Source organism: Nicoliella sp. ESL1113 (assembly GCF_058509245.1).
In genome coordinates, this window is sequence record NZ_CP196387.1 from 1,366,498 (window position 1) to 1,389,872 (window position 23,375).

The following is a 23,375-nucleotide window of genomic DNA, read 5'->3' on the forward strand; positions in this document are numbered from 1 at the left end:
TTATTCTTCCATGAGAACAACCTTACTTGGTTAAGTCCTCGACCAATTAGTACTGGTCCGCTCCATGCATCACTGCACTTCCACTTCCAGCCTATCTACCTGATCATCTTTCAGGGGTCTTACTTCCATAAAGGAATGGGAAATCTCATCTCGAGGTGGGTTTCACACTTAGATGCTTTCAGCGTTTATCTCATCCATACATAGCTACCCAGCGATGCGCCTGGCGGCACAACTGGTACACCAGCGGTATGTCCACTCCGGTCCTCTCGTACTAAGAGCAGCTCCTCTCAAATTTCCTACGCCCGCGACGGATAGGGACCGAACTGTCTCACGACGTTCTGAACCCAGCTCGCGTACCGCTTTAATGGGCGAACAGCCCAACCCTTGGGACCAACTACAGCCCCAGGATGCGATGAGCCGACATCGAGGTGCCAAACCTCCCCGTCGATGTGAACTCTTGGGGGAGATAAGCCTGTTATCCCCAGGGTAGCTTTTATCCGTTGAGCGATGGCCCTTCCATACGGTACCACCGGATCACTAAGCCCGACTTTCGTCCCTGCTCGACCTGTATGTCTCGCAGTCAAGCTCCCTTCTGCCTTTACACTCGTCGAATGATTTCCAACCATTCTGAGGGAACCTTTGGGCGCCTCCGTTACTGTTTAGGAGGCGACCGCCCCAGTCAAACTGCCAACCAGACACTGTCTCCCACCACGATCAGTGGTGCGGGTTAGAGTGTTCATACAGCGAGGGTAGTATCCCACCAATGCCTCCATCGAGACTAGCGTCCCGACTTCTATGGCTCCTACCTATCCTGTACAAGCTATACAAACACCCAATATCAAGTTACAGTAAAGCTCCATGGGGTCTTTCCGTCCTGTCGCGGGTAACCTGCTTCTTCACAGGTATCTCAATTTCACCGAGTCTCTCGTTGAGACAGTGCTCAGATCGTTACGCCTTTCGTGCGGGTCGGAACTTACCCGACAAGGAATTTCGCTACCTTAGGACCGTTATAGTTACGGCCGCCGTTTACTGGGGCTTCGTTTCTGGGCTTCGCCGAAGCTAACTCATCCACTTAACCTTCCAGCACCGGGCAGGCGTCAGCCCCTATACTTCATCTTACGATTTTGCAGAAACCTGTGTTTTTGATAAACAGTCGCCTGAGCTTTTTCACTGCGGCTGCACGTAGTGCAGCACCCCTTCTCCCGAAGTTACGGGGTCATTTTGCCGAGTTCCTTAACGAGAGTTCACTCGCTCACCTTAGGATTCTCTCCTCGACTACCTGTGTCGGTTTGCGGTACGGGTAGTTAACTACTAACTAGAAACTTTTCTCGGTAGTGTGACATCAACGACTTCCCTACTAAATTTCGGTCCTCATCACACCTTGTCAACACGGTATTAAGCATTTGACTCAACACCTGACTTAGTGCTTGAACATCCATATCCAACAGGATGCTACGTTTAGCCTCCTACGTTCTTCCATCGGTCAAACATAGTTAACTAGTACAGGAATCTCAACCTGTTATCCATCGCCTACGCCTCTCGGCCTCGGCTTAGGTCCCGACTAACCCTGGGAGGACGAGCCTTCCCCAGGAAACCTTAGTCATTCGGTGGATCAGATTCTCACTGATCTTTCGCTACTCATACCGGCATTCTCACTTCTAAGCGCTCCACCAGTCCTTACGGTCTGGCTTCATTGCCCTTAGAACGCTCTCCTATCACGCAACATAAGTTGCGTCCACAATCTCGGTAATATGCTTAGCCCCGGTAAATTTTCGGCGCAGGATCACTCGACTAGTGAGCTATTACGCACTCTTTAAATGGTGGCTGCTTCTGAGCCAACATCCTAGTTGTCTATGCAACTCCACATCCTTTTCCACTCAGCATATATTTAGGGACCTTAATTGGTGGTCTGGGCTGTTCCCCTTTCGACGGTGGATCTTATCACTCATCGTCTGACTCCTGGATATAAATCAATGGCATTCGGAGTTTATCTGAATTTAGTAACCCAAGACGGGCCCCTCACCCAAACAGTGCTCTACCTCCATGATTCTCGACTCCAAGGCTAACCCTAAAGCTATTTCGGAGAGAACCAGCTATCTCCAAGTTCGTTTGGAATTTCACCGCTACCCACACCTCATCCCAGCACTTTTCAACGTACACGGGTTCGGCCCTCCGGTGTGTTTTACCACACTTTCAGCCTGGACATGGGTAGATCACCTGGTTTCGGGTCTATCACAACATACTATGGCGCCCTATTCAGACTCGCTTTCGCTACGGCTCCGACTTTTCATCTTAACCTTGCATGTTATCATAACTCGCCGGTTCATTCTGCAAGAGGCACGCTATCACCCATTAACGGGCTCTAACTGCTTGTAGGCACATGGTTTCAGGAACTATTTCACTCCCCTTCCGGGGTGCTTTTCACCTTTCCCTCACGGTACTGGTTCACTATCGGTCACTAGGGAGTATTTAGCCTTGGGAGATGGTCCTCCCGGATTCCGGCAATGTTTCACGTGTATTGCCGTACTCAGGATCCTGAACTGAGGGAATTAGATTTCGTCTACAGGGCTATCACCTTGTGTCGCAGAACTTCCCAGATCTTTCGACTATCTAATTCTTTGGTAACTCAAATGTTCAGTCCTACAACCCCATCGAGTAAACTCGATGGTTTGGGCTGTTCCCCGTTCGCTCGCCGCTACTGAGGGAATCGAATTTTCTTTCTCTTCCTGTGGGTACTTAGATGTTTCAGTTCCCCACGTCTGCCTTTCAATGAGTATGAATTCGTCATTGAATAATAAACGATTAAATTTATTGGGTTTCCCCATTCGGAAATCTCCGGATCAAAGCTTACGTACAGCTCCCCGAAGCATATCGGCGTTAGTCCCGTCCTTCATCGGCTCCTAGTACCAAGGCATCCACCATGCGCCCTTAATAACTTAACCTATTACCACGAAGTGGTATTTGGTTAATTGAGTAAATACGAATAAAACTAATTTAAAAAACTCAAAATAACGCGGTGTTCTCGGTTGAAATTGTATTTAATACAATTCAATAATTTGGAAAAATTAAAATATTATCTAGTTTTCAAAGAACCAAGTTTGAGAGTAGACCTCTCAAAACTAAACAAAACTATGACTGTGTAAGGTTCCGAATTATTCCTTAGAAAGGAGGTGATCCAGCCGCAGGTTCTCCTACGGCTACCTTGTTACGACTTCACCCTAATCATCAGTCCTACCTTAGGCGGCTAGCTCCTCAAAAGAGGTTACTGCACCGACTTTGGGTATTACTAACTCTCATGGTGTGACGGGCGGTGTGTACAAGACCCGGGAACGTATTCACCGTGGCATGCTGATCCACGATTACTAGTGATTCCAACTTCATGCAGGCGAGTTGCAGCCTGCAATCCGAACTGAGAACGGCTTTAAGAGATTAGCTTGACCTCGCGGTTTTGCGACTCGTTGTACCGTCCATTGTAGCACGTGTGTAGCCCAGGCCATAAGGGGCATGATGATTTGACGTCGTCCCCACCTTCCTCCGGTTTGTCACCGGCAGTCTCACTAGAGTGCCCAACTTAATGCTGGCAACTAATAATAGGGGTTGCGCTCGTTGCGGGACTTAACCCAACATCTCACGACACGAGCTGACGACAACCATGCACCACCTGTCATCCTGTCCCCGAAGGGAACGGCTAATCTCTTAGCTTTGCAGGAGATGTCAAGGCCTGGTAAGGTTCTTCGCGTAGCATCGAATTAAACCACATGCTCCACCACTTGTGCGGGTCCCCGTCAATTCCTTTGAGTTTCAACCTTGCGGTCGTACTCCCCAGGCGGAATGCTTAATGCGTTAGCTGCGGCACTAAAGGGCGGAAACCCTCTAACACCTAGCATTCATCGTTTACGGCATGGACTACCAGGGTATCTAATCCTGTTTGCTACCCATGCTTTCGAGCCTCAGCGTCAGTTACAGACCAGACAGCCGCCTTCGCCACTGGTGTTCTTCCATATATCTACGCATTTCACCGCTACACATGGAGTTCCACTGTCCTCTTCTGCACTCAAGTTTCTCAGTTTCCGATGCACTTCTCCGGTTAAGCCGAAGGCTTTCACATCAGACTTAAAAAACCGCCTGCGCTCGCTTTACGCCCAATAAATCCGGACAACGTTTGCCACCTACGTATTACCGCGGCTGCTGGCACGTAGTTAGCCGTGACTTTCTGGTTAAATACCGTCAAAGCTTGATCATTTCCTATCAAACTTGTTCTTCTTTAACAACAGAGTTTTACGAGCCGAAACCCTTCTTCACTCACGCGGCGTTGCTCCATCAGACTTGCGTCCATTGTGGAAGATTCCCTACTGCTGCCTCCCGTAGGAGTATGGGCCGTGTCTCAGTCCCATTGTGGCCGATTACCCTCTCAGGTCGGCTACGTATCATTGCCTTGGTAGGCCATTACCCCACCAACAAGCTAATACGCCGCAGGTCCATCCTAAAGTGATGCAAACGCATCTTTTAAACAAAAACCATGCGGTTTTTGTTGTTATGCGGTATTAGCACTTGTTTCCAAATGTTATCCCCCGCTTTAGGGCAAGTTACCTACGTGTTACTCACCAGTTCGCCACTCACTTCGATGTTAAGTCAAGTTAATGCAAGCATCAACTATCATTAACGGAAGTTCGTTCGACTTGCATGTATTAGGCACGCCGCCAACGTTCGTCCTGAGCCAGGATCAAACTCTCATCTTATGATGAAAAGCTTAACGTTAGCTCTTCTTAATATTTGTTACTTTAAAGCGAATTGACTTCGCATAAGTTTTTTGTACTCCATTTAAAATGAAGTTCCTTACACATTTTTTGTCATAATTTTGTTCAGTTTTCAAAGATCTACTTTTGTGCGTCGCTCTTAACGACAACTATTTAATAATATCAAATTGCTAACTGGATGTCAACGATTTTTTAAAATTAAATTTGGCTGAATTAATAACAAATCTTTATAAGGTCGTCATTAATTTATCAGCATTAACTACTATACAGACATTTAAATTAAAAGTCAACAGATTGAATAAAAAAAGATGAGATTTTTCCAATCCCATCTTTTAAAGTTTTAAAACTATTCTTCTGGTTGTGAATTATCTTCTGGACGCATCGTAGGGAAGAGAATAACATCACGAATGGATTCAGCATCCGTCAGTAACATTACTAACCGATCAATTCCAATTCCCAATCCACCAGTAGGTGGCATTCCGTATGACAAGGCTTCGATAAAGTCTTCATCAATTCCTTGCGCTTCATCGTTACCAGCATCTTTTTCAGCAGCTTGAGCTTCGAACCGTTCTCTTTGATCAATTGGATCATTAAGTTCAGTAAATGCATTTCCGTATTCAGTTCCAGAAATGTAGAGCTCGAAACGATCAGTAAAACGTGGATCATCAGCATTTTTCTTAGCTAATGGTGAAATTTCAACTGGATGGCCGTAAATAAAAGTTGGTTGTTTAATCGTACCTTCAACAAACTCTTCAAAGAATTCATTAATGATATGACCAACTTTCCAGTATGATTCGTATTTAACGTTATGTTCATCAGCAATTTTACGGGCTTCTTCATCAGTCATTGGTTTCCAGAAATCGACCCCTGTAACTTCTTTAATTGCATCTACCATGTGCTTGCGAGCAAATGGTTTACTAAAGTCAATTTCTTCTCCATCGTAAGTTACTTTTCCGTCATCGGTAACGGCATTGGCAGCAGCTTTAAAAATCCCTTCAGTTTCATCCATTACATCCTTAAAATCAAAATATGCAATGTATGATTCTAATTCAGTGAATTCTGGGTTATGATCTTGGTCCATCCCTTCATTTCTGAATACGCGTCCAATTTCATAAACCCGTTCCATTCCACCAACAATCAACCGTTTCAATGGTAATTCTAGTGCGATTCGAAGGTATAGATCGATATTCAAAGCATTGTGGTGGGTAATAAATGGACGTGCACTTGCTCCACCAGCTTGGTTGTGAAGTACTGGCGTTTCAACTTCAGTACAGTCCATTTCGTTATTAAGGTAACTTCTAATTGCAGAAATAATTTTAGTCCGTTTTTGGAAACGATCAAAACTTTCTGGATTTGAAATTAAATCAAGGTATCTTTGACGATACTTTTGTTCCTTATTTTGTAAACCATGGAATTTATCGGGTAATGGCCGTAGTGCCTTTGATAAGAAAGTAATATGAGTAGCACGAATCGTTAACTCACCCATATCAGTCTTAATGATGTCACCTTCTACACCAAGGTGATCACCAATATCAGAACGCTTAAAGATGTGGTAGTTTTCTTCCCCTACAACGTCTTTTCTAACGTAAATTTGCATCCGACCAGTTCGATCCATGATGTCCGCAAATCCAACTTTACCCTTACCACGTTTAGCAACCATCCGACCGGCAATAACTGCTTTTTTACCTAATTCTTCAATTGATTCCTTACTTAAATCATTGAATTCAGAATGGAGTTGCTTTGCTAAATAAGTTCTTTTGAACGCATGACCAAAAGGATCAATTCCTTCTTGGCGCAGTTCGTTCATTTTATCTAAACGAACCCGCATTTGATCATTCATTTCTTTTGCCACAATAAAACCTCCGTTTTTTGTTATGATGCATTGTTTTCCCATAACTTATTATCAAAAACATTATATCATTTTTTAAAACTACTGGCGATTAACGATTGGAATTAAGCCATTCTAGTAGTCCGCTTTGCTCTTTTTGCTTGTTTATCAACAAATTGATCAAAAATTTCATTCATTTCAGCTTCAGTATTTGCATCATTCAAAGCTGCTCTTGCCCGTGCTGAATGTGAAATTCCCTTCAAGTAGTAAGCAGCTTGGCCTCTAAACTCACGGGGAGCAACAAAATCACCCTTCAGACCAACTAAACGGTGGAGGTGTTCCTTTGCAGTTTGAATTTTTTCTTCCACGCTTGGTTCTGGTAGTAATTCACCTGTGTCTAAATAATGAGTAGTTTGTTTTAAAATCCATGGATTCCCTTCAACTGCTCTACCCATCATTACTGCATCCGCTCCAACTTCTTCAAGCATTTGCTTAGCTTCTTGAGGGGTTCTAACATCCCCGTTTCCCATAAATGGAATGGAAATATTATTAGCCACTTCATGTAGGATCTCCCAGTTAGAGTGTCCCCGATACATTTGAGCCTTAGTCCGACCATGCATTGCTAAAGCAGAAATTCCAGCTTCTTGCGCAGCTAGGGCGTTTTCAACCGCATAGAGATGATCATCGTCCCAACCAGTACGCATCTTAAGCGTAACAGGTTTTTCAACGGCACTGGTAACTGCCTTGGCCATTTCATAGATCTTATTTGGATCTAACAGCCACTTGGATCCAGCATCAGTTCTCACTACCTTATTAACTGGACAACCCATGTTTATATCAATAATATCAGCATCAGTTTGTTGATCGATAAATTGAGCAGCTTCAACTAAGGTCTCCTTACTTCCTCCAAAAATTTGGATACTCATTGGATGTTCTTCAGGATTAACCCCAATCATAGTCATGGTTTTCTTATTGCGATACATTAGGCCCCGATCAGAAATCATTTCACAGACTACTAAACCAGCTCCAAATTTTTTACAAATAATTCTAAATGCAGAGTTAGTGACCCCAGCCATTGGGGCAACCACTACTCGATTAGGAATTTCAATGTTCCCAATTTTCCAACTATCATTTTTCATAAATTTTCTCCTTAATCCTTTGATTCATCATCTTCAGCATCCATTTCAGCACGTTTTTCACTAATTGCTAATATGGATTTTAATTCTTGTTCATCATAATTATAACGAGCTCCACAAAAATGGCAAACTAATTCTGCCCCGTGATCCTCATCAATGATTCTTTTAATTTCATCAGGACTAACCCTTGATAATGCCTTTGCAAAACCTTTTTTAGAACAACTACATGTGAATTCAACTGGTGTATCAGTTAAAAAGTCTAAATTTTCTTCACCAAAAATCAAATTTAAAATATCCTTTGGCGTTTGACCTGAAAGCAATAGTTCAGATACCATTGGAATTTCTTTTAATCGTTTTTCCAATCTGCTGATTGCCTGATCATCAGCATCAGGAAGGGTTTGAATTAAATACCCTCCCGCAACCTTAATTGAATTATCCTCATTAACGAAGACTGACACTCCAACGGCTGAAGGAATTTGTTCAGACTGAGCTAGGTAATAGGTAAAATCATCACCGATTTCACCAGATGCCAATGGAACACTACTAGAGTAAGGTTCGTCGCCTCCCATACTCTTCATCACCTGCATAAAGCCATTTATTCCCACGGCTTTCCCAACATCAATTTTGTGAAATTTATTAAGTGGTAAGTGAACATGTGGATCTTGAACGTATCCCTTAACATGTCCATTCGCATCGGCATCGACCATAATCGTTCCGACTGGCCCACCACCATTAATCTGCACCGTCATTGTCTCTTGCCCCTTTAACACAGAAGCAGAAAGTAAAAGACTTCCTACTAATGTCCGTCCAAGAGCAGCAGAAGACGCGCTCCAAGTATCTTGGCGCTTTTGAGCTTCAGCAACGACACCAGTTGCATCAATTGCATATGCTCTAAACATTCCATCCTTAGTAATACTTTTAATCAAATGATCTTTTGGCACCATTTTAATCCATCCTTTCATTTCATTAATCAATGGTATTGATATACAAAAAACGTGAGTGCAATGTTTAACCCACGTTTTTTAACTAGATATTCATCTTTTTAATAATAATTATCGTCATCATCATGTTTTTTTTCATCGTGCTTAGCTTGTCGATCAGCTTCTGATTCAAATTCTTTATCCTTATCAGCCTCTTGCTTAGCTAACTCCTCTTTAGTTTGTTCAAAAGTAGCAGCTTCGCTTGGATATTCACTATCCTCGGTAGGCATCTTACCAGTATTGTATAAACTAAGGATTTGCTTTTCATCAAGTGTTTCATACTTAAGCAATGCTTCAGCAATAACCCGATGTTGTTCACGATGCGATTCAATGATTTTCTTAGCAGTTTCATGCCCTTCACTAGTAATCCGACGAACTTCAGAGTCAATCAATGCAGCAGTTTCATCAGAATAGCGAGGTTGAGCATATGCTTCTTGGTTTGGATTTTCTAATTGGACCATTCCAAGCTTTTCACTCATTCCATATTGAGTAACCATTGCTCTTGCAATATTGGTTGCTTGTTCAAAATCATTAGAAGCTCCAGATGATTGAGAGTTAAAAATAATTTCTTCGGCAGTCCGTCCACCCATTAAACCAGCAATTTGTTCCATTGCATTTTTCTTAGAAAGCAATTGTTGGTCTTCCTTAGGAAGCATAATCGCATATCCACCGGCACGACCACGTGGGACAATGGTAACCTTATGAACAACCCTTGCGTCGTTCAGAACTAATCCAACGATCGTATGACCAGCTTCATGATAAGCGACCGTCTTTTGCTCTTGTTGATTAATGACCCGATTCTTCTTGGCAGGACCAGCAATGACCCGATCTTCAGCTTCGTCTATTTCAGCGGGTCCGATTAACTTCTTATCCCGACGAGCAGCTAATAATGCTGCTTCATTCAACAGGTTAGCAAGGTCAGCCCCAACGAACCCAGGCGTCTGCTTAGCAATCTCATGTAGATCCACATTATCAGCAAGGGGCTTACCCTTAGCATGCACATCCAAGATTGCTTCACGTCCCTTAACATCAGGACGACCAACAAGCACCTTTCGATCAAAACGACCAGGACGAGTCAAAGCATTATCTAAAACATCAGCACGGTTAGTAGCTGCAATAACAATGACCCCTTCATTCCCGCTAAAACCGTCCATTTCAACCAGGAGTTGGTTAAGGGTTTGTTCACGTTCATCGTGACCACCACCGGTTCCGGAACCACGTTTTCTACCAACGGCATCAATTTCATCAATAAAGATAATTGCTGGTGCGGATTTTTTAGCCTGTTCAAATAAATCACGAACTCGACTAGCTCCAACCCCAACAAACATTTCAACGAAATCAGAACCAGAAATGGAATAAAACGGTACGTTCGCTTCACCAGCAACTGCCTTAGCAAGAAGTGTTTTACCAGTTCCAGGAGGTCCCTCTAAAAGAACCCCATGTGGAATCGTTGCTCCCAATGATGAATACTTTTTAGGATTCTTCAAAAATTCCACTACTTCAACTAGTTCTTGTTTTTCTTCCTCTTCACCAGCAACGTCAGAAAAACGAACCTTGTTTTCCTTACTATCTGTGGGTTTAGCCTTACTCTTGCTAAACTTCATGATTCCATTTCCGCCACCACGGCCGGCTTGGTTCATCATCATATAGAAGAAAAAGACTAATAAAATCATTGGTAAGATATAAACAATTAAATTAATCCAAATACTATTAGATTCAGCTGGTTTAACATTCACCTTAGTATCTGATTGTCTTGCTGCCTTATTAACTTCAGCAACTGAAGAATTGTTCTTTAAAATCGTAGTTGAAAAGTTAGTAACCTTATTGCTCTTAGCTGCCCCAAGTGTGAAGGTGCTTTGGTTAGAATTACTTGCAGATTGTGCACTACGATATTGACCAGTAATCCTATAAACACCGCCAGAAGGCTGGATTGAGAAGTTTTTAACTTTATCTGTTTTTAATGAACTTATGAATTGGCTTGATTGAATTTGTTGAGTCTGGCCGCTATTGCCATTGCCACTAACGAAGTATAAAACCCCAATCAACAACATGGCAATAACAATATAGAACAGACTACTTCGGAATAGTCCATTTTTATTGTTTTTCATTAAGTGCCTCCTAATTAACCGATTACGATTAAGCGGTATTTCGCAACAATCGTAAACTTATTTTACAAAAAATAATGATACCATGATTTTCATAAATGAACTAATTATTTGTTTTGATAAATATCAGGCTTTAACACCCCAATATAAGGTAAGTTACGATACTTTCCCTGATAATCAAGTCCATATCCCACTAAAAATTCATTAGGAACGTCAATTCCAACGTAATCAACTGGTAATTCAACCACGCGTGCCTTAGGCTTATCAACCAGTGTACACATTTTAATCGACTTAGCTCCGCGATCCTTAAGTAGTTCTTGAACGTACTTTAAAGTCCGTCCAGTTTCGATAATGTCTTCAACAATGATTACATCACGGCCCTTAACATCACTATCTAAGTCCTTGATTAAATTGACCTTCCCAGAAGATTGAGTGCCACCATTATAACTAGACACATCGATAAAATCGATTGATAAGTACAAGTCCATATAACGAACGACATCGGTCATAAAGAAAATCGCACCATTCAACACCCCTACTACCAGCGGTTCTTTACCTTGATAATCTTTTGTAATTTGTTCCCCAAGTCGCTTACAAACTTGCTGAATGTGCTTTTGATCACAGACAGACTTCAATATGTCGTTATTCATGGAATTCTCCTCTCAAAGTTAAGTCCGAATTAATAATTGATACGAGCCGACTGCTCCATCATTTTCAATAAAAATAGAATCCTTATATCCTAACAGCGAAATGACCCGCTCATTGTTATCAACCAGTACCATTGCTTGTTCACGCTGTGCATTGGGAACTTTTTGATTAATCAAGACTCTTTTTACCCTCTGATGGCCACCCGATTTCAAAGTCACTTTATCCTGTGGTTGCCAAGGTCTAATCGTTAATGGTAAACAAGAGACGTTCAACTGAAAATTTAGGATGTGGGCATTCGTTAATTTAACGGGGCTCTGAGGTGTAAAAACCCCAACAGTCATTCGATCATTAATTCGATACCAATGATTTAATCTTACCATAATTTTATTAATTTTGATTGCATTTTTCTTAATAATTTTACTAACATCTAATTTAAATCCAACGTAAGTTTTCCGAAGAATTATGCTTGCATTAATTTTAAAAATCCCCTGTGGTTTTTGGTGATTATTCAAAATTCGTAAAATATTTTGCACTTGTTTTGCGTTTAGCGGCCGTCCAGCTCCTAGATCTCGATCAATTCTAAATAACAATTGTTTCTGTACATCTAACGGGAACTTCAAAAAAGAAGCTAAATGATAATAATCCGCTACTTTGATTTGATTAATTAGTTGTTCGAGCATAAATTGATTGGTAGATAAAACTTCAGAAATTTGACTGGCAAATTGGCTCAATGCACTCACTATTCGTGGATTTTCACGTTCCATCATCGGTAGTAAATTATGACGGACTCGATTGCGCATTACATCATCATCTTGATTAGTTTGATCTTCGAACCACTTGATCGAAGCTTCATTTGCATACTCAATTAGTGTTTTTTTAGAAAATGCTAGTAACGGCCGCACTAATCCCCCGTTAGCAAAGCGACGCTCGGGTTGAATTCCCCTGACTTGCCCAATACTATCACCACGGATCAGCTTCATTAAAACCGTTTCAGCTTGATCGTTTTGGTGGTGAGCGGTAACTAACACTTGAGCATGATTTACATTCATTACCTCCTTAAAAAAGGCGTACCGAAAATCACGTGCTGCTGCTTCAACCCCATTTTTCGGGTGATCAGCACGGGGCCAAATCGTTTCTGCTAATTCTATTCCATGCGCTTTGCAGTAGTCTTCAATATAAAGTTGTTCCTCATCACTGGCTGTTCTCAGCTTATGGTTAACATGTGCCACGATAATTTTTGGAATGCGATTCCTTAAATGCAACAATAGATCCAGTAGTACCATTGAGTCTACTCCAGTTGAAACCGCTACCACAATCGGTTGATCTGATTGCCAATATTTATTTCGTCTAACAATACTAGCGAACTGTTTTCGAAGCGCTAATTTCATTGCACCCCTCCTAAATAAAAAAGACTAAGGTTTCATCCTTAATCTTTTATAATTATTAAATAATTTAACGGTTAACTCCGTCGGCCACCACGACCGCCACGTTTACCTTCAGTATTCTTTTTAAGTGTTGCTAATCGACTATCACTTTGCTTGAGAAATTTTGACATCATATCATCAAAATTTTCCGTCTGGGTATTTTTATGGTTTACGGCACCTTCATTATGGTGATTATTAAAGTGGTTCTTATTGCCACCATTTCCATGAAAATTCTTGTGACCGTTGTGTTCGTGATGTTCACCGTGGTTTTGATTATGTCCACCATGTTTTTCACTAACATGACTATGTTCATCATTTGCTTGCTTCATAGAAAGAGCAATTTTTCCATCGTCACCAACTTTTAGGACCTTAACATTTACTTGGTCGCCAACCTTAAGTACATCATGAATATCCTTAATAAAGCCATCTGAGACTTCACTAATGTGTACTAAACCAGTTTTGTGATCTCCTAGGTCTACGAAAGCCCCAAAATTAGTAATTCCAGAAACTTTGCCAGGAACTTTTGTTCCAACTTCAATTGCCATAAAAAAGTGTTTCCTCCTAATAATTAAGTGCTTTTAGTATAGCACCAAAAGCATCAATATTACATATAAAAAACGTAAAAACATTTAATTTTGTGTAACATCCTTAGCCGTGTCATTAGGCAAACTATAAACGGTTTCACCAGACTTAGTATAGTAATATTTGTCACGAATCAATTGTTGGACGTATTCAGAATTATTCAATTGTTTTACATTCAACTTTAACTCTTGGTTTTTTGCCTTTGCATCAACTAAATTTTGTTTGCTAACGTTTGTTTGTTGCTGAATTGCGGATGTTTGTGAAGACGACTTAATAATCCCAAATAACATCGGAATTGAAAACAATAAAAAAATAATCGAAGCTAGACAAATGCGCCTAAATTTTGGTTTATTAATGAATGCCCACTTAATTTTACGATAATAACTCTTGGTATAATCGTTATTCAGCGCCTTGACATTGCTATTTTTCATAAATAATTCCCCCAAAAATTATTCAATTGCCTTAAGTATAGCAATAAGTCACGCCATTGTCTATCGTACTAGGGATGAAAGCGTTTAAAATTGTTCATTTTGATAATCATGTTCATAATCTTCGCTTAAAATTTTATACATTTTATCTGCATCGGCCTTTTTAGTGGTATCAACTAATTGAACCACCTCGATTGTTAAAGTTTTATTACCAAACTTAATTGTTAATTGATCGCGGGGACTAACGTTGGTCGATGACTTTGCAACCCGACCGTTAATTTCAATTCGTCCTTGATCAGAAATACTTTTAGCAACGGTTCTTCTCTTAATAATTCTGGAAATCTTTAAAAATTTATCTAATCTCATAAAATTCACTCTCCGAATTTAATTATTTTTTCATCCAATGATTAATAACTGGTAAATCGCTTAGTTCATCGGGTTCAAATATTTTCAGTTTTAGCACCGCAAGCAAGGCCGTGCAACCACCGAATAATGTTTCAATAATTAACATCCCTAACGTCACCATTCTTCCAGGTGTCGGCGGCATTAATTGGTTTAGCCCAAATTGAATAATAATAACGACGACGGCCATTATAAAAGTAGCCATTAGTAATTTTAAAATCATCTGCCACGAATATGCCTGGATTGAAAGCAGCTGCTTAACCCCGATTTCATTTACCGTTAATCCAACTAGCAGTGCAACGACGGTCGAAATACTACCACCCAATATCCCAATTCTAGCAACTAATGCCTCTGTAATGAATGCTTTTATTACCATACTTGTAATAACCGCATAAAAACCAATTCGAAAATTACCAATTCCCTGCAAGATACTATTATCGGTAGTAATTAAAGTTACAATAATGATACTTAAACAATAAAATGCTAGCGTCATGCTTCCTGAAGTCGTTCCAAACAACACCCGATTGATTGAAGGCATTAAAATAATCATTCCCGTCGTTATCAAAACGGTTATTACCAAGCTGCTCTTTACCATCAACCGTGCAGTGGATTCAAACGTTCTTTGATGGTGTTCTTGGATTGACTTTGCTAGGGATGGTAATGCGGCAGAAGCAAACGAGGTCCCAATTACTAACCCGACTTGCACTAATGGTTGCGCCCGATCATAAACCCCCTTGATATCTTGCGAAAGCAATCCATCGACGCCTGATAGAATTAATCCCTTTCTAATCGTAAATGAATCGACCAATTGCATCATTATCATGATTGAAGATAATAAACAAATCGTACCACCTTCAATGAATAATTTTCTTGTAATTTGCCAATTACTGATTTGAGGACGCTTACCATGCTTTTTGAAAGTTGGCCAAATGAACATTAGTAAAACTAAGCTAGAAAAAATTGCCCCAATCGGTGATGACAACATTGCATTCCGCCCCATTAAATAAAGGTCCCAGTGATTACGGTGGGCTAAAATTGCAACTATGATAATAATTGAAATTCTAATGATCTGCTCAACTACCTGCGAAATTGCAGTTGGCAACATGTTCAAGGTGCCTTGAAAAAAACCACGACTAGTTGATAAGAACGGCATTAATAAAAACATCCAGCTAACCGCACGAATGACAATCGATAATCGGACATCCCCCATCTGAATTGCAATCAATGGCGCCCCTAATTGTAGTCCTGAAAAAATGAATATTGCTGCAACCACCAAAATCAAGTGGATCCTTTTGATCAAACCAATTCGCTGTTCTAAGTTGGATTCTTCAGCCACTAGTTTAGAAATTAAAACTGGCAGTCCGGAAAGCGCAAACGTCATCCCAATTCCATAAATTGGGTAAACTTGTTGATAAATATAAAAGCCAACGTTCCCGACTAGGTTTTGTAATGGGATTCGATAAGCTGCACTTAAAATTTTAGCAATCAAAGCGGAAATGGTTAATATTCCAGCGCCACTCATTACGGTTTTAATTTGGGAATTACCGCTCATCATCAATCTCCATTCTGCGTTGGAACAATGACTCAATCAACTTCATTAGCTCGTTTAGCCATTCAGATTGTTTCATATTGGGCTGAATGATCAGCTTAATTTGAATTCGTTCATTCACAACCTCAATCGTAGAACGAAACTTGGTTTCAGCAATGGCCCTTAAAATATCCTTGGAATCGAATTTATCGGTCCCCAATTTAGAAAGCGTAATTAAGATGGCCTGATCATTGTTACTAATTTTTTTAATCAAAGCTTGATCCGATAACATCTTCATTCGGCCAATCAATAACAGGTTGGCAACCGCTTGTGGATAATCACCGAATCGATCGATCAAATCACCCTGAATCTCAGTGTATTGATCTTCATTCTCCAATTGGCGAATCCGTTTGTAGAGCTCGATTTTTTGTTGATGATCGCTAATGTAATCATCTGGCAAGTATGCTTCAACATCCAATTCGATCGTGGAGTCAACCTTCTGGGTGCGACTCGTCCCACGTTTTTGAGCCACTGCATCTGATAACATTTCGGTATACAGATCATAACCAACCGAATCAACGAACCCGTGTTGCTGCTTCCCCAGTAAGTTACCAGCACCACGTAACGATAAATCGCGCATGGCGATTTTAAATCCAGATCCCAGTGCCGTAAAGTCACGAATGGCATCCAAGCGGTTCTCACTAACCTCGGTCAATACCTTATTGGGTTTGTACATGAAATAAGCATAAGCGATTCGATTACTCCGCCCAATCCGACCGCGCAACTGGTATAGCTGCGACAAGCCCATGTGATCAGAATTTTCCACGAAAAGCGTATTGGCGTTTGGGATATCGACACCCGTTTCAATAATCGTCGTGGTGACTAATACGTCGTATTCACCATTCACAAAGTCATAGAGAACGCTTTCCAATTGATTTTCGTTCATCTTGCCGTGAATGTAACCAACCCGAGCATCTGGCACCAATTGTTCTAGTAGCCCGACCGTTTTTTCAATATCTTCGACACGGTTGTGAAGATAAAAGACCTGCCCGCCGCGGTCCATCTCACGGTGAATCCCATCTTTGATCGTCCCAGCATTTTCTTCTAACACATATGTTTGAATCGGATATCGATTGATCGGGGGCGTTTCAATTACTGACAGATCACGGACCCCCATCATCGACATGTTTAAAGTTCTGGGAATCGGCGTTGCCGTCAAAGTCAAAACATCGACGGCAGAACGCATCGTTTTGATCCGTTCCTTATGCTTGACCCCAAACCGTTGTTCCTCATCGACGATCAATAGGCCGAGGTCCTTAAAACGAACGTCCTTAGACAACAATCGGTGGGTGCCGACCACGATATCGATCGAACCATCAGCAAGTCCGCTAATCGTCTCTTTAATCTCTTTTGGGGTTCTAAAACGTGATAATACGGCCGCTTGAACTGGAAATCCATCGAAACGTTTTAGAATCGTTTCATAGTGTTGGTGAGCCAATACGGTCGTCGGGACTAAAAAGGCAACTTGTTTGCCCGCTTCAATGGCCTTAAACGCCGCGCGTAATGCGACCTCGGTTTTACCATACCCAACGTCACCGACTAATAGGCGATCCATTGGATGGGGCTTTTCCATATCGGTTTTAATTTCATCAATGCTCTTGAGTTGGTCAGGCGTTTCTGGATATGGGAACGCATAGTCGAATTGTTCTTGATAAACATCATCAGGTGGGAATGCAAAGCCAGTTTCGGATGATCTTTTAGCGTATAGTTCAATCAAGTCATCAGCGATATCTTCAATCTTGCTGGCAACCTTACTTTTGGTCTTGGCCCATTCGGTCCCACCAAGTTTATTGATCCGCGGACGTTTATCTTCCGATGAAACGTATTTTTGAATCAAATTTAACTGTGTCACAGGAATGAAGAGTTGGGCATTATCACGATAGGTAATCGTCATGTAGTCTTGATGTTTACCATCGACTTCCATCGTCTTCATACCTTCATAACGGCCAATCCCGTGGTTGACATGCACAACGTAATCACCAGGTTTTAGATCAACGTAACTCTTGATCCGCTCCGCATTCGAAAAGGTCTGGCGTTTGGCGCGGCGCTTCGTAACGTGATTGAACATCTCCGCTTCGGTAATCAACGCCAAGTTCGCAAACGGCAACTCGAAGCCGTTGTTCAACCGCTCTGGAATCAATTGAACTTGATTTGCAATGATGTTATCCCAATCGGTTTGGGTCGCATGAATTGCAAAGTCTTCCATCGTGTTCGCTAGTTTAGCCATTTGGGCCTTATCACGGACCATAATGATAACGGTTTCTTTTTGCTTCAACCAGCGATTCATCTCGGTCTTAAGTAGTGGAATTTGCCCATAGAATTTCTGCATTGGTTGAACTGTAATTTCAATCAACTGGGTTAATTTCAAACCATTCAATCCCCGTTGGAACCGCGAAAACATTAGTTCTGCTTGCTTAGCAGCTTTGAAAGTCTTTTTAAAGTCGTGGCCGAACTTTTGGTCGCTAAAGATTTCACCATTCAATAACTTATCGGCCGCCCACTGCTGTTCATCGCCCAGTAGTTCCTGTTCTGACTCTAATAACCGATTATAGTCATCACAAACGATGACCCCATCAGCTGGAACGTAGTCGAAAATCGACGTAGGTGTCTTGAACAGGTAGTTAGCAAACAAGATTAATTGATCATCAATGATCCCCTCTTTAAATTCATCAATGATCGGTTGCAAATAATCGGTCATCGCTTCAGCAACGCGTCGATCCTTCATCTGCCCAGTCGAGCGGTTTAAGTGGCTTTGCAAAAGCTCGGGACCATTTTTTAATTGATCGGCATTCAGGATAAAATCGGTTGCAGGAAGCACCTTAAATTGTTCAAGGTTTTGAATACTACTCTGTGTGGAGACATCAAAATAGCGAAGTGAATCCACTTCGGTATCAAAAAAATCAATTCGAATTGGGTATTCAGAATTGAGTGGATAAATATCAACAATCGAACCACGAACCGCAAACTCACCAGGAGCAGCGACCATCCGCGTTTTGCGGTATCCTAGCCGAAATAATTTTGCCTGCATCTCGGCTAATTCAATTTCTGCCCCGACTTCAATTGCAAACTGGTTTGCTGAGAAATCCTTCGGAGTCGGCAACATTCTGCGGATTCCTGACATAGATGTCACAACTACGCACGGTTGGTCGGTCTGAAGGGCATGCAGCGCCCGCACCCGTTGCGAACGATACTGCGGGGAACTAGTCGCTGCTTCAGCTGCGATCAATTCCTCTGCTGGAAATTCAAACACCTGATTTTCAGATAGCAAGTTAGTGAAATCATCCGCAACTTGGGTCATATGATGTAGATTATCCACTACTAACAAGATCGGGTGGTTAATCCGCTGCATTAAAATCGATAGTAACAATGTTTTGGCTGAGCCTGACATCCCCGTAATTAGTTGACGGGTGGCAGGCTTTAAGTTGTCAGTAATTGTTTTAAATTGGGGAATCGAAGTAAAAAACTGACTTAGTTTCATTCAAAGGGTCCTTTCAACACTTTAATTATATTTATTTTCAAGTTTATCGAACGCTTCGCCACCTACCCAATCGTTCAAAGCGGCTACTGAATGGTCACAAGCGGTCTTAAAATCAGGGAGTTGTTCATCAGTAAACTTCCCCAATACATAGTCAACAACGCTTTGTAACTTGGGATGATCCGTACCGACTCTGATCCGATTAAATTGATTAGTTCCTAAATGGGCAATTAAGCTCTTAATCCCATTATGACCACCTGCAGCACCATGGGTCCTTAGTCTAATCTTACCAACTGGCAGGTCCATATCATCATATACAACGATTAAGTCTTCAATATCTAGTTTATAAAATTTCATCAATGGACCAACTGCACGGCCCGATTCGTTCATAAAGGTGGTTGGTTCCACTAATAAGACCTTTTCACCATCGATCATCGTGGAGCCTAACTTAGCATCCATCTTACGAGTGGTAAATTCAATTCCGTGGTCAGCAGCAAATTGGTCTAAAACTGCAAAGCCAGTGTTATGACGAGTCCCATCGTATTGGGGTCCAATGTTTCCTAATCCAACGATCATTTTCATTTTTAATTGCACTCCTATTTTTATCTATTTCTATCTATTATAGCAAAATATCACTTTAATATAATTAAAGGTGTCCTCTTCGTTATCAACTTAAGTTTAATTATGCTATAATTACCTCTGGAAGCATTAAAATCAAAATTCTTTTGAAGGGATGATTATTTTGGCATTAAAACACCAAAAAGTTGCTTTAGTCGGTGACGGTGCGGTTGGTTCATCATACGCATTTGCTATGATGCAACAAGGAATCGCTGAAGAATTCGTCATTATTGATATTGTTAAGGATCGTACAGAAGGAGACGCTTTAGACCTTGAAGACGCTCAAGTTTTCACTGCTCCAAAGAAGATCTACTCTGGCGATTATGCTGATTGTAAGGATGCTGACCTAGTAGTTATTACTGCTGGTGCTCCTCAAAAGCCAGGCGAAACTCGTCTTGACTTAGTAAGCAAAAACATCAAGATCCTTTCATCAATTGTTAAACCAGTTGTTGATTCAGGATTTGATGGTATTTTCTTAGTAGCTGCTAACCCAGTTGATGTGTTAACTTACGCTACTCAAAAATTATCAGGTTTTCCAAAGGAAAAGGTTGTTGGTTCAGGTACTTCACTAGATACCACCCGTTTCCAAGTTGCTGTTGGTAAGAAGTTGGGTATCAACCCAGCTGATGTTCACGCATACATCATGGGTGAACATGGTGACTCCGAATTTGCTGCCATTGATGAAGCAGAAGTTGGTAGTCGTCCATTACTTGACGTGGCTAAGGAAAATGGCGTAAGCAAGGACGATCTTCTTAAATTAGAACAAGAAACTCGTGACAAGGCTTACACGATCATTAACAAGAAGGGTGCTACCTTCTACGGTGTTGCAACCGCATTAATGAGAATTTCTCGTGCCATCCTACGGGATGAAAACTCAGTATTACCAATTGGTGCTCCAATGAACGGTGAATACGGATTAAACGATATTTACATCGGAACTCCTGCCGTTATTAACGCATCTGGTGTTGCTAAGGTTCTCGAAGTCCCATTGAGTGCTGATGAAGCTAAAAAGATGTCAGCATCCGCTGAAACTTTGAAGGAAATGGCTAAAAAGGGTATGGATTCATTAAACTAATCCACCAATTTTAAACATTTAAAATAACCGCACTCCGTTGAGTGTGGTTATTTTTTATTAGAAAGAAGGTTTGCGGGAGTTCCCGAACAATTAACTATGAAACGGCAAATCAATCAAAAACTCGGTTGGCCTTTAATTATCCTAACCGCAATATTAAGTTTAATAATTACCGCATTTGTCACCACCACTTCCCCCCTATTTGCATTTAACAATTCATGGGACGGTAATACCATGTTTACAGTTGGTAAGGGGCTATGGCATGGTTTGATGCCGTATCGTGATCTGTTCGATCAAAGAGGGCCGTTAATATACTTAATGAATTCATTTGCAGCTTTAATTAGCTATCGGACATTTATTGGTGTATATCTATTTGAAGCAATCACGGTCCTATTTGATTTAATCTTAAGTTATAAAATCATCAACCTTAAATTTAGCAAGCCGATTGCATATGCCAGTAGTTTTACATTACTGCCGATCGTTTTTAACGACTACTTCTTTGAAAACGGTGAATTACCAGAAAGTTTGATCATGCCCCTGGTGCTTAGTTTAATCTACATCGTTTTAAAGAATAACGGAAAATCAGAAAGTAACTTGCAATTGTTTGGCCAAGGAGTGGCATTATCATTAGTCTTTTGGACCAAGTTCAGCCTGGTATTACCATGGGTCGCATTTTTCGTTTGGATTGGTCTGAACGCCATTTTTAAAAGGGAATGGCATGAGCTGTTACGTAAAGTTACCTTTAGTATCGCTGGTTTTTTAACTGTTTCCATCCCAATTATTGTTTTTTATGGAATCATGGGGGCTTTAGGAGATTTATTTAAAATTTATTTCTTTGCTAACTTTAAGTATTACCCCCACAGTAAATTTTTATCAGTTCAAATAATATATACAATTACGGATTTCATCATCAAAAATTGGCGAACCATGACCATTACGACGCTATTTTGCTTAAGCATTGGTTACTTTATCTGTGCAACTAAGTTCAAATGGTTCCCCAAAGTAATTATATTAACTGGAATTATGTTTGAAGTGATCATGATCGTTGGTAATCAACACAGTTATCGTTATTACTTCGTTGGATTAGGCGTTTTCATGATCTTTTTGTCAATGGGAATTGCCAGTCTTCTAACTTTCTTTGCTGAACACAGCTTTGATAATCAAAAGCAGTTAAGCATTATCGTAATGGTAATTGCAATTGGATCAATCTTCATTACCAATCAAATTTATCGCAACACGATCTTATTTCCACACAACCAATCAATTAGTACCAACCAAAAATCAACCATCCCATTTCAAATTGAATTTGCTAAAATTATCGATCGCAGTAACGACCGCACTATTTTAAATTATAATAATCTAGACGTAGGGGTATATACAGCGTCTGGAACATTGCCCCCGACTAAATACTTTGCTAAACTGAATTTGAAGGGTTTTAAACCGTTGATGCGCACCCAAAATTATATTTTAAATAATCATAAAGCTCATTTTGTAATTTTCACACTTCTTGCTGGTGAAACAATTTGGGATTCACCAAACCATCCAGATGAATACTTTACCAAAGCATATCATCTAGTTGCAAAGCGCCGTGCAGTTTTCCAAAATCACAAAATGACATACTTACTATATGAATTAAGGAGCTGATTTTATGTTATTAAAATCTCTAGTTAAACCTAAAAATGGTTTAACAATGGTCACTGAAAACAATACGTTGGCAGAAGCGTTACAAATTTTAGAAGAAAAGGACTTTCGCTGTGTGCCAATTTTAGATGAAACAGGCACCCTTTTCCGTGGTAACATTTATAAGATGCATTTATATCGTCATAAGTCACGGGGCGGAGATATGAACCTTCCCGTTACCCATTTGATTAAAAATTCGACTAAGTTCATTAGCGTTAACGCCTCATTTTTCAACGTTTTCTTCTCAATTAAGGATCTACCATACATTGCAGTTCTGGATGAACAAAATTCATTTTACGGAATTTTAACCCATAATCGCTTAATGGACATGCTTTCTCAGTCCTGGAACGTTAACGTTGGTAGTTACGTAATTACGGTTGTATCAACTGGCGAACGTGGTGATTTAGAAAAAATGGCCAGAACCATTTCTAAGTTTACGAGCATTGCTAGTGTAATCTCCCTAGATGTCCAGGAAGGCGAATTAGTCCATCGGACCATGTTCACCCTACCATCAGATGTGGATAAGGAATTACTCAATAAGGTCATTACCACCCTTAACAAGCGTGGCTTCAAGGTCCCAGAAATTGAAAATCTAAATAGCATGCAATAACCAACTAAAAAGATTCGTAAATGATGAATTCATTTACGAATC

General features: G+C 40.8%; 15 protein-coding genes and 2 rRNA genes. 3 read left to right on the forward strand and 14 right to left on the reverse strand.

The genetic code is table 11. The annotated features are described in order from the left end of the window. Positions 1-26 precede the first annotated feature (26 nt). The 14 genes from ACSYTJ_RS06000 to pth all read right to left on the reverse strand — a co-directional run bounded on the left by ACSYTJ_RS06000 (position 27) and on the right by pth (position 19,935). Positions 27-2,942 (reverse strand): 23S ribosomal RNA (locus tag ACSYTJ_RS06000). A 221-nt stretch (positions 2,943-3,163) separates the two neighbouring features. Then, positions 3,164-4,739 (reverse strand): 16S ribosomal RNA (locus ACSYTJ_RS06005). Together the 16S and 23S rRNA genes form the textbook arrangement of a ribosomal RNA operon. A 364-nt stretch (positions 4,740-5,103) precedes the next feature. Next, positions 5,104-6,597: a lysine--tRNA ligase gene (gene lysS / locus ACSYTJ_RS06010; RefSeq protein ID WP_491720137.1), complete on the reverse strand. Its 1,494-nt coding sequence runs from the start codon at positions 6,595-6,597 to the stop codon at positions 5,104-5,106. A gap of 113 nt (positions 6,598-6,710) precedes the next feature. Next, entirely contained in the window at positions 6,711-7,724 is a 1,014-nt protein-coding gene (gene dusB, locus ACSYTJ_RS06015) for a tRNA dihydrouridine synthase DusB (protein ID WP_491716688.1), read from the reverse strand. Positions 7,725-7,735: 11 nt separating this feature from the next. Further along, positions 7,736-8,665: an Hsp33 family molecular chaperone HslO gene (gene hslO / locus ACSYTJ_RS06020; protein ID WP_491719743.1), complete on the reverse strand. Its 930-nt coding sequence runs from the start codon at positions 8,663-8,665 to the stop codon at positions 7,736-7,738. Between the two features lie 98 nt (positions 8,666-8,763). Further along, positions 8,764-10,809: an ATP-dependent zinc metalloprotease FtsH gene (ftsH, locus tag ACSYTJ_RS06025; protein WP_491719744.1), complete on the reverse strand. Its 2,046-nt coding sequence runs from the start codon at positions 10,807-10,809 to the stop codon at positions 8,764-8,766. Positions 10,810-10,913: 104 nt separating this feature from the next. After that, positions 10,914-11,456, reverse strand: coding sequence for a hypoxanthine phosphoribosyltransferase (hpt, locus tag ACSYTJ_RS06030; RefSeq protein ID WP_491719745.1), 543 nt, complete (start codon positions 11,454-11,456; stop codon positions 10,914-10,916). An 18-nt stretch (positions 11,457-11,474) separates the two neighbouring features. Next, positions 11,475-12,842, reverse strand: coding sequence for a tRNA lysidine(34) synthetase TilS (gene tilS / locus ACSYTJ_RS06035; protein ID WP_491719746.1), 1,368 nt, complete (start codon positions 12,840-12,842; stop codon positions 11,475-11,477). Positions 12,843-12,913: 71 nt separating this feature from the next. Further along, complete coding sequence (locus ACSYTJ_RS06040; RefSeq protein WP_491716693.1) at positions 12,914-13,423, reverse strand: S1 domain-containing RNA-binding protein; 510 nt, start codon at positions 13,421-13,423, stop codon at positions 12,914-12,916. 84 nt (positions 13,424-13,507) lie between these two features. Then, the gene (locus ACSYTJ_RS06045) at positions 13,508-13,891 is read right to left on the reverse strand and encodes an FtsB family cell division protein (RefSeq protein WP_491716694.1); all 384 of its coding nucleotides are present in this window, start codon (positions 13,889-13,891) and stop codon (positions 13,508-13,510) included. 84 nt (positions 13,892-13,975) lie between these two features. Beyond that, a complete protein-coding gene (locus ACSYTJ_RS06050; RefSeq protein WP_491716695.1) occupies positions 13,976-14,254 on the reverse strand; it encodes an RNA-binding S4 domain-containing protein in 279 nt (92 codons plus the stop codon). A gap of 22 nt (positions 14,255-14,276) precedes the next feature. After that, positions 14,277-15,842: a putative polysaccharide biosynthesis protein gene (locus ACSYTJ_RS06055; protein ID WP_491719747.1), complete on the reverse strand. Its 1,566-nt coding sequence runs from the start codon at positions 15,840-15,842 to the stop codon at positions 14,277-14,279. Next, entirely contained in the window at positions 15,832-19,356 is a 3,525-nt protein-coding gene (gene mfd / locus ACSYTJ_RS06060) for a transcription-repair coupling factor (protein WP_491719748.1), read from the reverse strand. The genes ACSYTJ_RS06055 and mfd overlap by 11 nt, the downstream gene beginning before the upstream one ends. Positions 19,357-19,377: 21 nt before the next feature. Beyond that, positions 19,378-19,935, reverse strand: coding sequence for an aminoacyl-tRNA hydrolase (gene pth / locus ACSYTJ_RS06065; RefSeq protein ID WP_491716698.1), 558 nt, complete (start codon positions 19,933-19,935; stop codon positions 19,378-19,380). 160 nt (positions 19,936-20,095) lie between these two features. Between pth and ACSYTJ_RS06070 the strand changes: the two genes are divergently transcribed. The 3 genes from ACSYTJ_RS06070 to cbpA all read left to right on the forward strand — a co-directional run bounded on the left by ACSYTJ_RS06070 (position 20,096) and on the right by cbpA (position 23,333). Beyond that, positions 20,096-21,046 (forward strand): L-lactate dehydrogenase, encoded by a 951-nt coding sequence (locus ACSYTJ_RS06070; RefSeq protein WP_491716699.1) that lies wholly within the window; start codon positions 20,096-20,098, stop codon positions 21,044-21,046. A 231-nt stretch (positions 21,047-21,277) separates the two neighbouring features. Continuing rightward, entirely contained in the window at positions 21,278-22,687 is a 1,410-nt protein-coding gene (locus tag ACSYTJ_RS06075; RefSeq protein ID WP_491719749.1) for a hypothetical protein, read from the forward strand. Between the two features lie 4 nt (positions 22,688-22,691). Then, positions 22,692-23,333, forward strand: coding sequence for a cyclic di-AMP binding protein CbpA (gene cbpA / locus ACSYTJ_RS06080; protein ID WP_491716701.1), 642 nt, complete (start codon positions 22,692-22,694; stop codon positions 23,331-23,333). Positions 23,334-23,375 lie beyond the last annotated feature (42 nt).

Bases quoted from the DNA above. Each gene is read 5' to 3' on its own strand.
- hslO (WP_491719743.1), bottom strand. From the start codon at position 8,665: ATGGTGCCAAAAGATCATTTGATTAAAAGTATTACTAAGGATGGAATG.
- ACSYTJ_RS06045 (WP_491716694.1), bottom strand. From the start codon at position 13,891: ATGAAAAATAGCAATGTCAAGGCGCTGAATAACGATTATACCAAGAGT.
- dusB (WP_491716688.1), bottom strand. From the start codon at position 7,724: ATGAAAAATGATAGTTGGAAAATTGGGAACATTGAAATTCCTAATCGA.
- ftsH (WP_491719744.1), bottom strand. From the start codon at position 10,809: ATGAAAAACAATAAAAATGGACTATTCCGAAGTAGTCTGTTCTATATT.
- ACSYTJ_RS06075 (WP_491719749.1), top strand. From the start codon at position 21,278: ATGTTTACAGTTGGTAAGGGGCTATGGCATGGTTTGATGCCGTATCGT.
- cbpA (WP_491716701.1), top strand. From the start codon at position 22,692: ATGTTATTAAAATCTCTAGTTAAACCTAAAAATGGTTTAACAATGGTC.
- lysS (WP_491720137.1), bottom strand. From the start codon at position 6,597: ATGAATGATCAAATGCGGGTTCGTTTAGATAAAATGAACGAACTGCGC.
- hpt (WP_491719745.1), bottom strand. From the start codon at position 11,456: ATGAATAACGACATATTGAAGTCTGTCTGTGATCAAAAGCACATTCAG.
- pth (WP_491716698.1), bottom strand. From the start codon at position 19,935: ATGAAAATGATCGTTGGATTAGGAAACATTGGACCCCAATACGATGGG.
- tilS (WP_491719746.1), bottom strand. From the start codon at position 12,842: ATGAAATTAGCGCTTCGAAAACAGTTCGCTAGTATTGTTAGACGAAAT.
- ACSYTJ_RS06055 (WP_491719747.1), bottom strand. From the start codon at position 15,842: ATGAGCGGTAATTCCCAAATTAAAACCGTAATGAGTGGCGCTGGAATA.
- mfd (WP_491719748.1), bottom strand. From the start codon at position 19,356: ATGAAACTAAGTCAGTTTTTTACTTCGATTCCCCAATTTAAAACAATT.
- ACSYTJ_RS06040 (WP_491716693.1), bottom strand. From the start codon at position 13,423: ATGGCAATTGAAGTTGGAACAAAAGTTCCTGGCAAAGTTTCTGGAATT.
- ACSYTJ_RS06050 (WP_491716695.1), bottom strand. From the start codon at position 14,254: ATGAGATTAGATAAATTTTTAAAGATTTCCAGAATTATTAAGAGAAGA.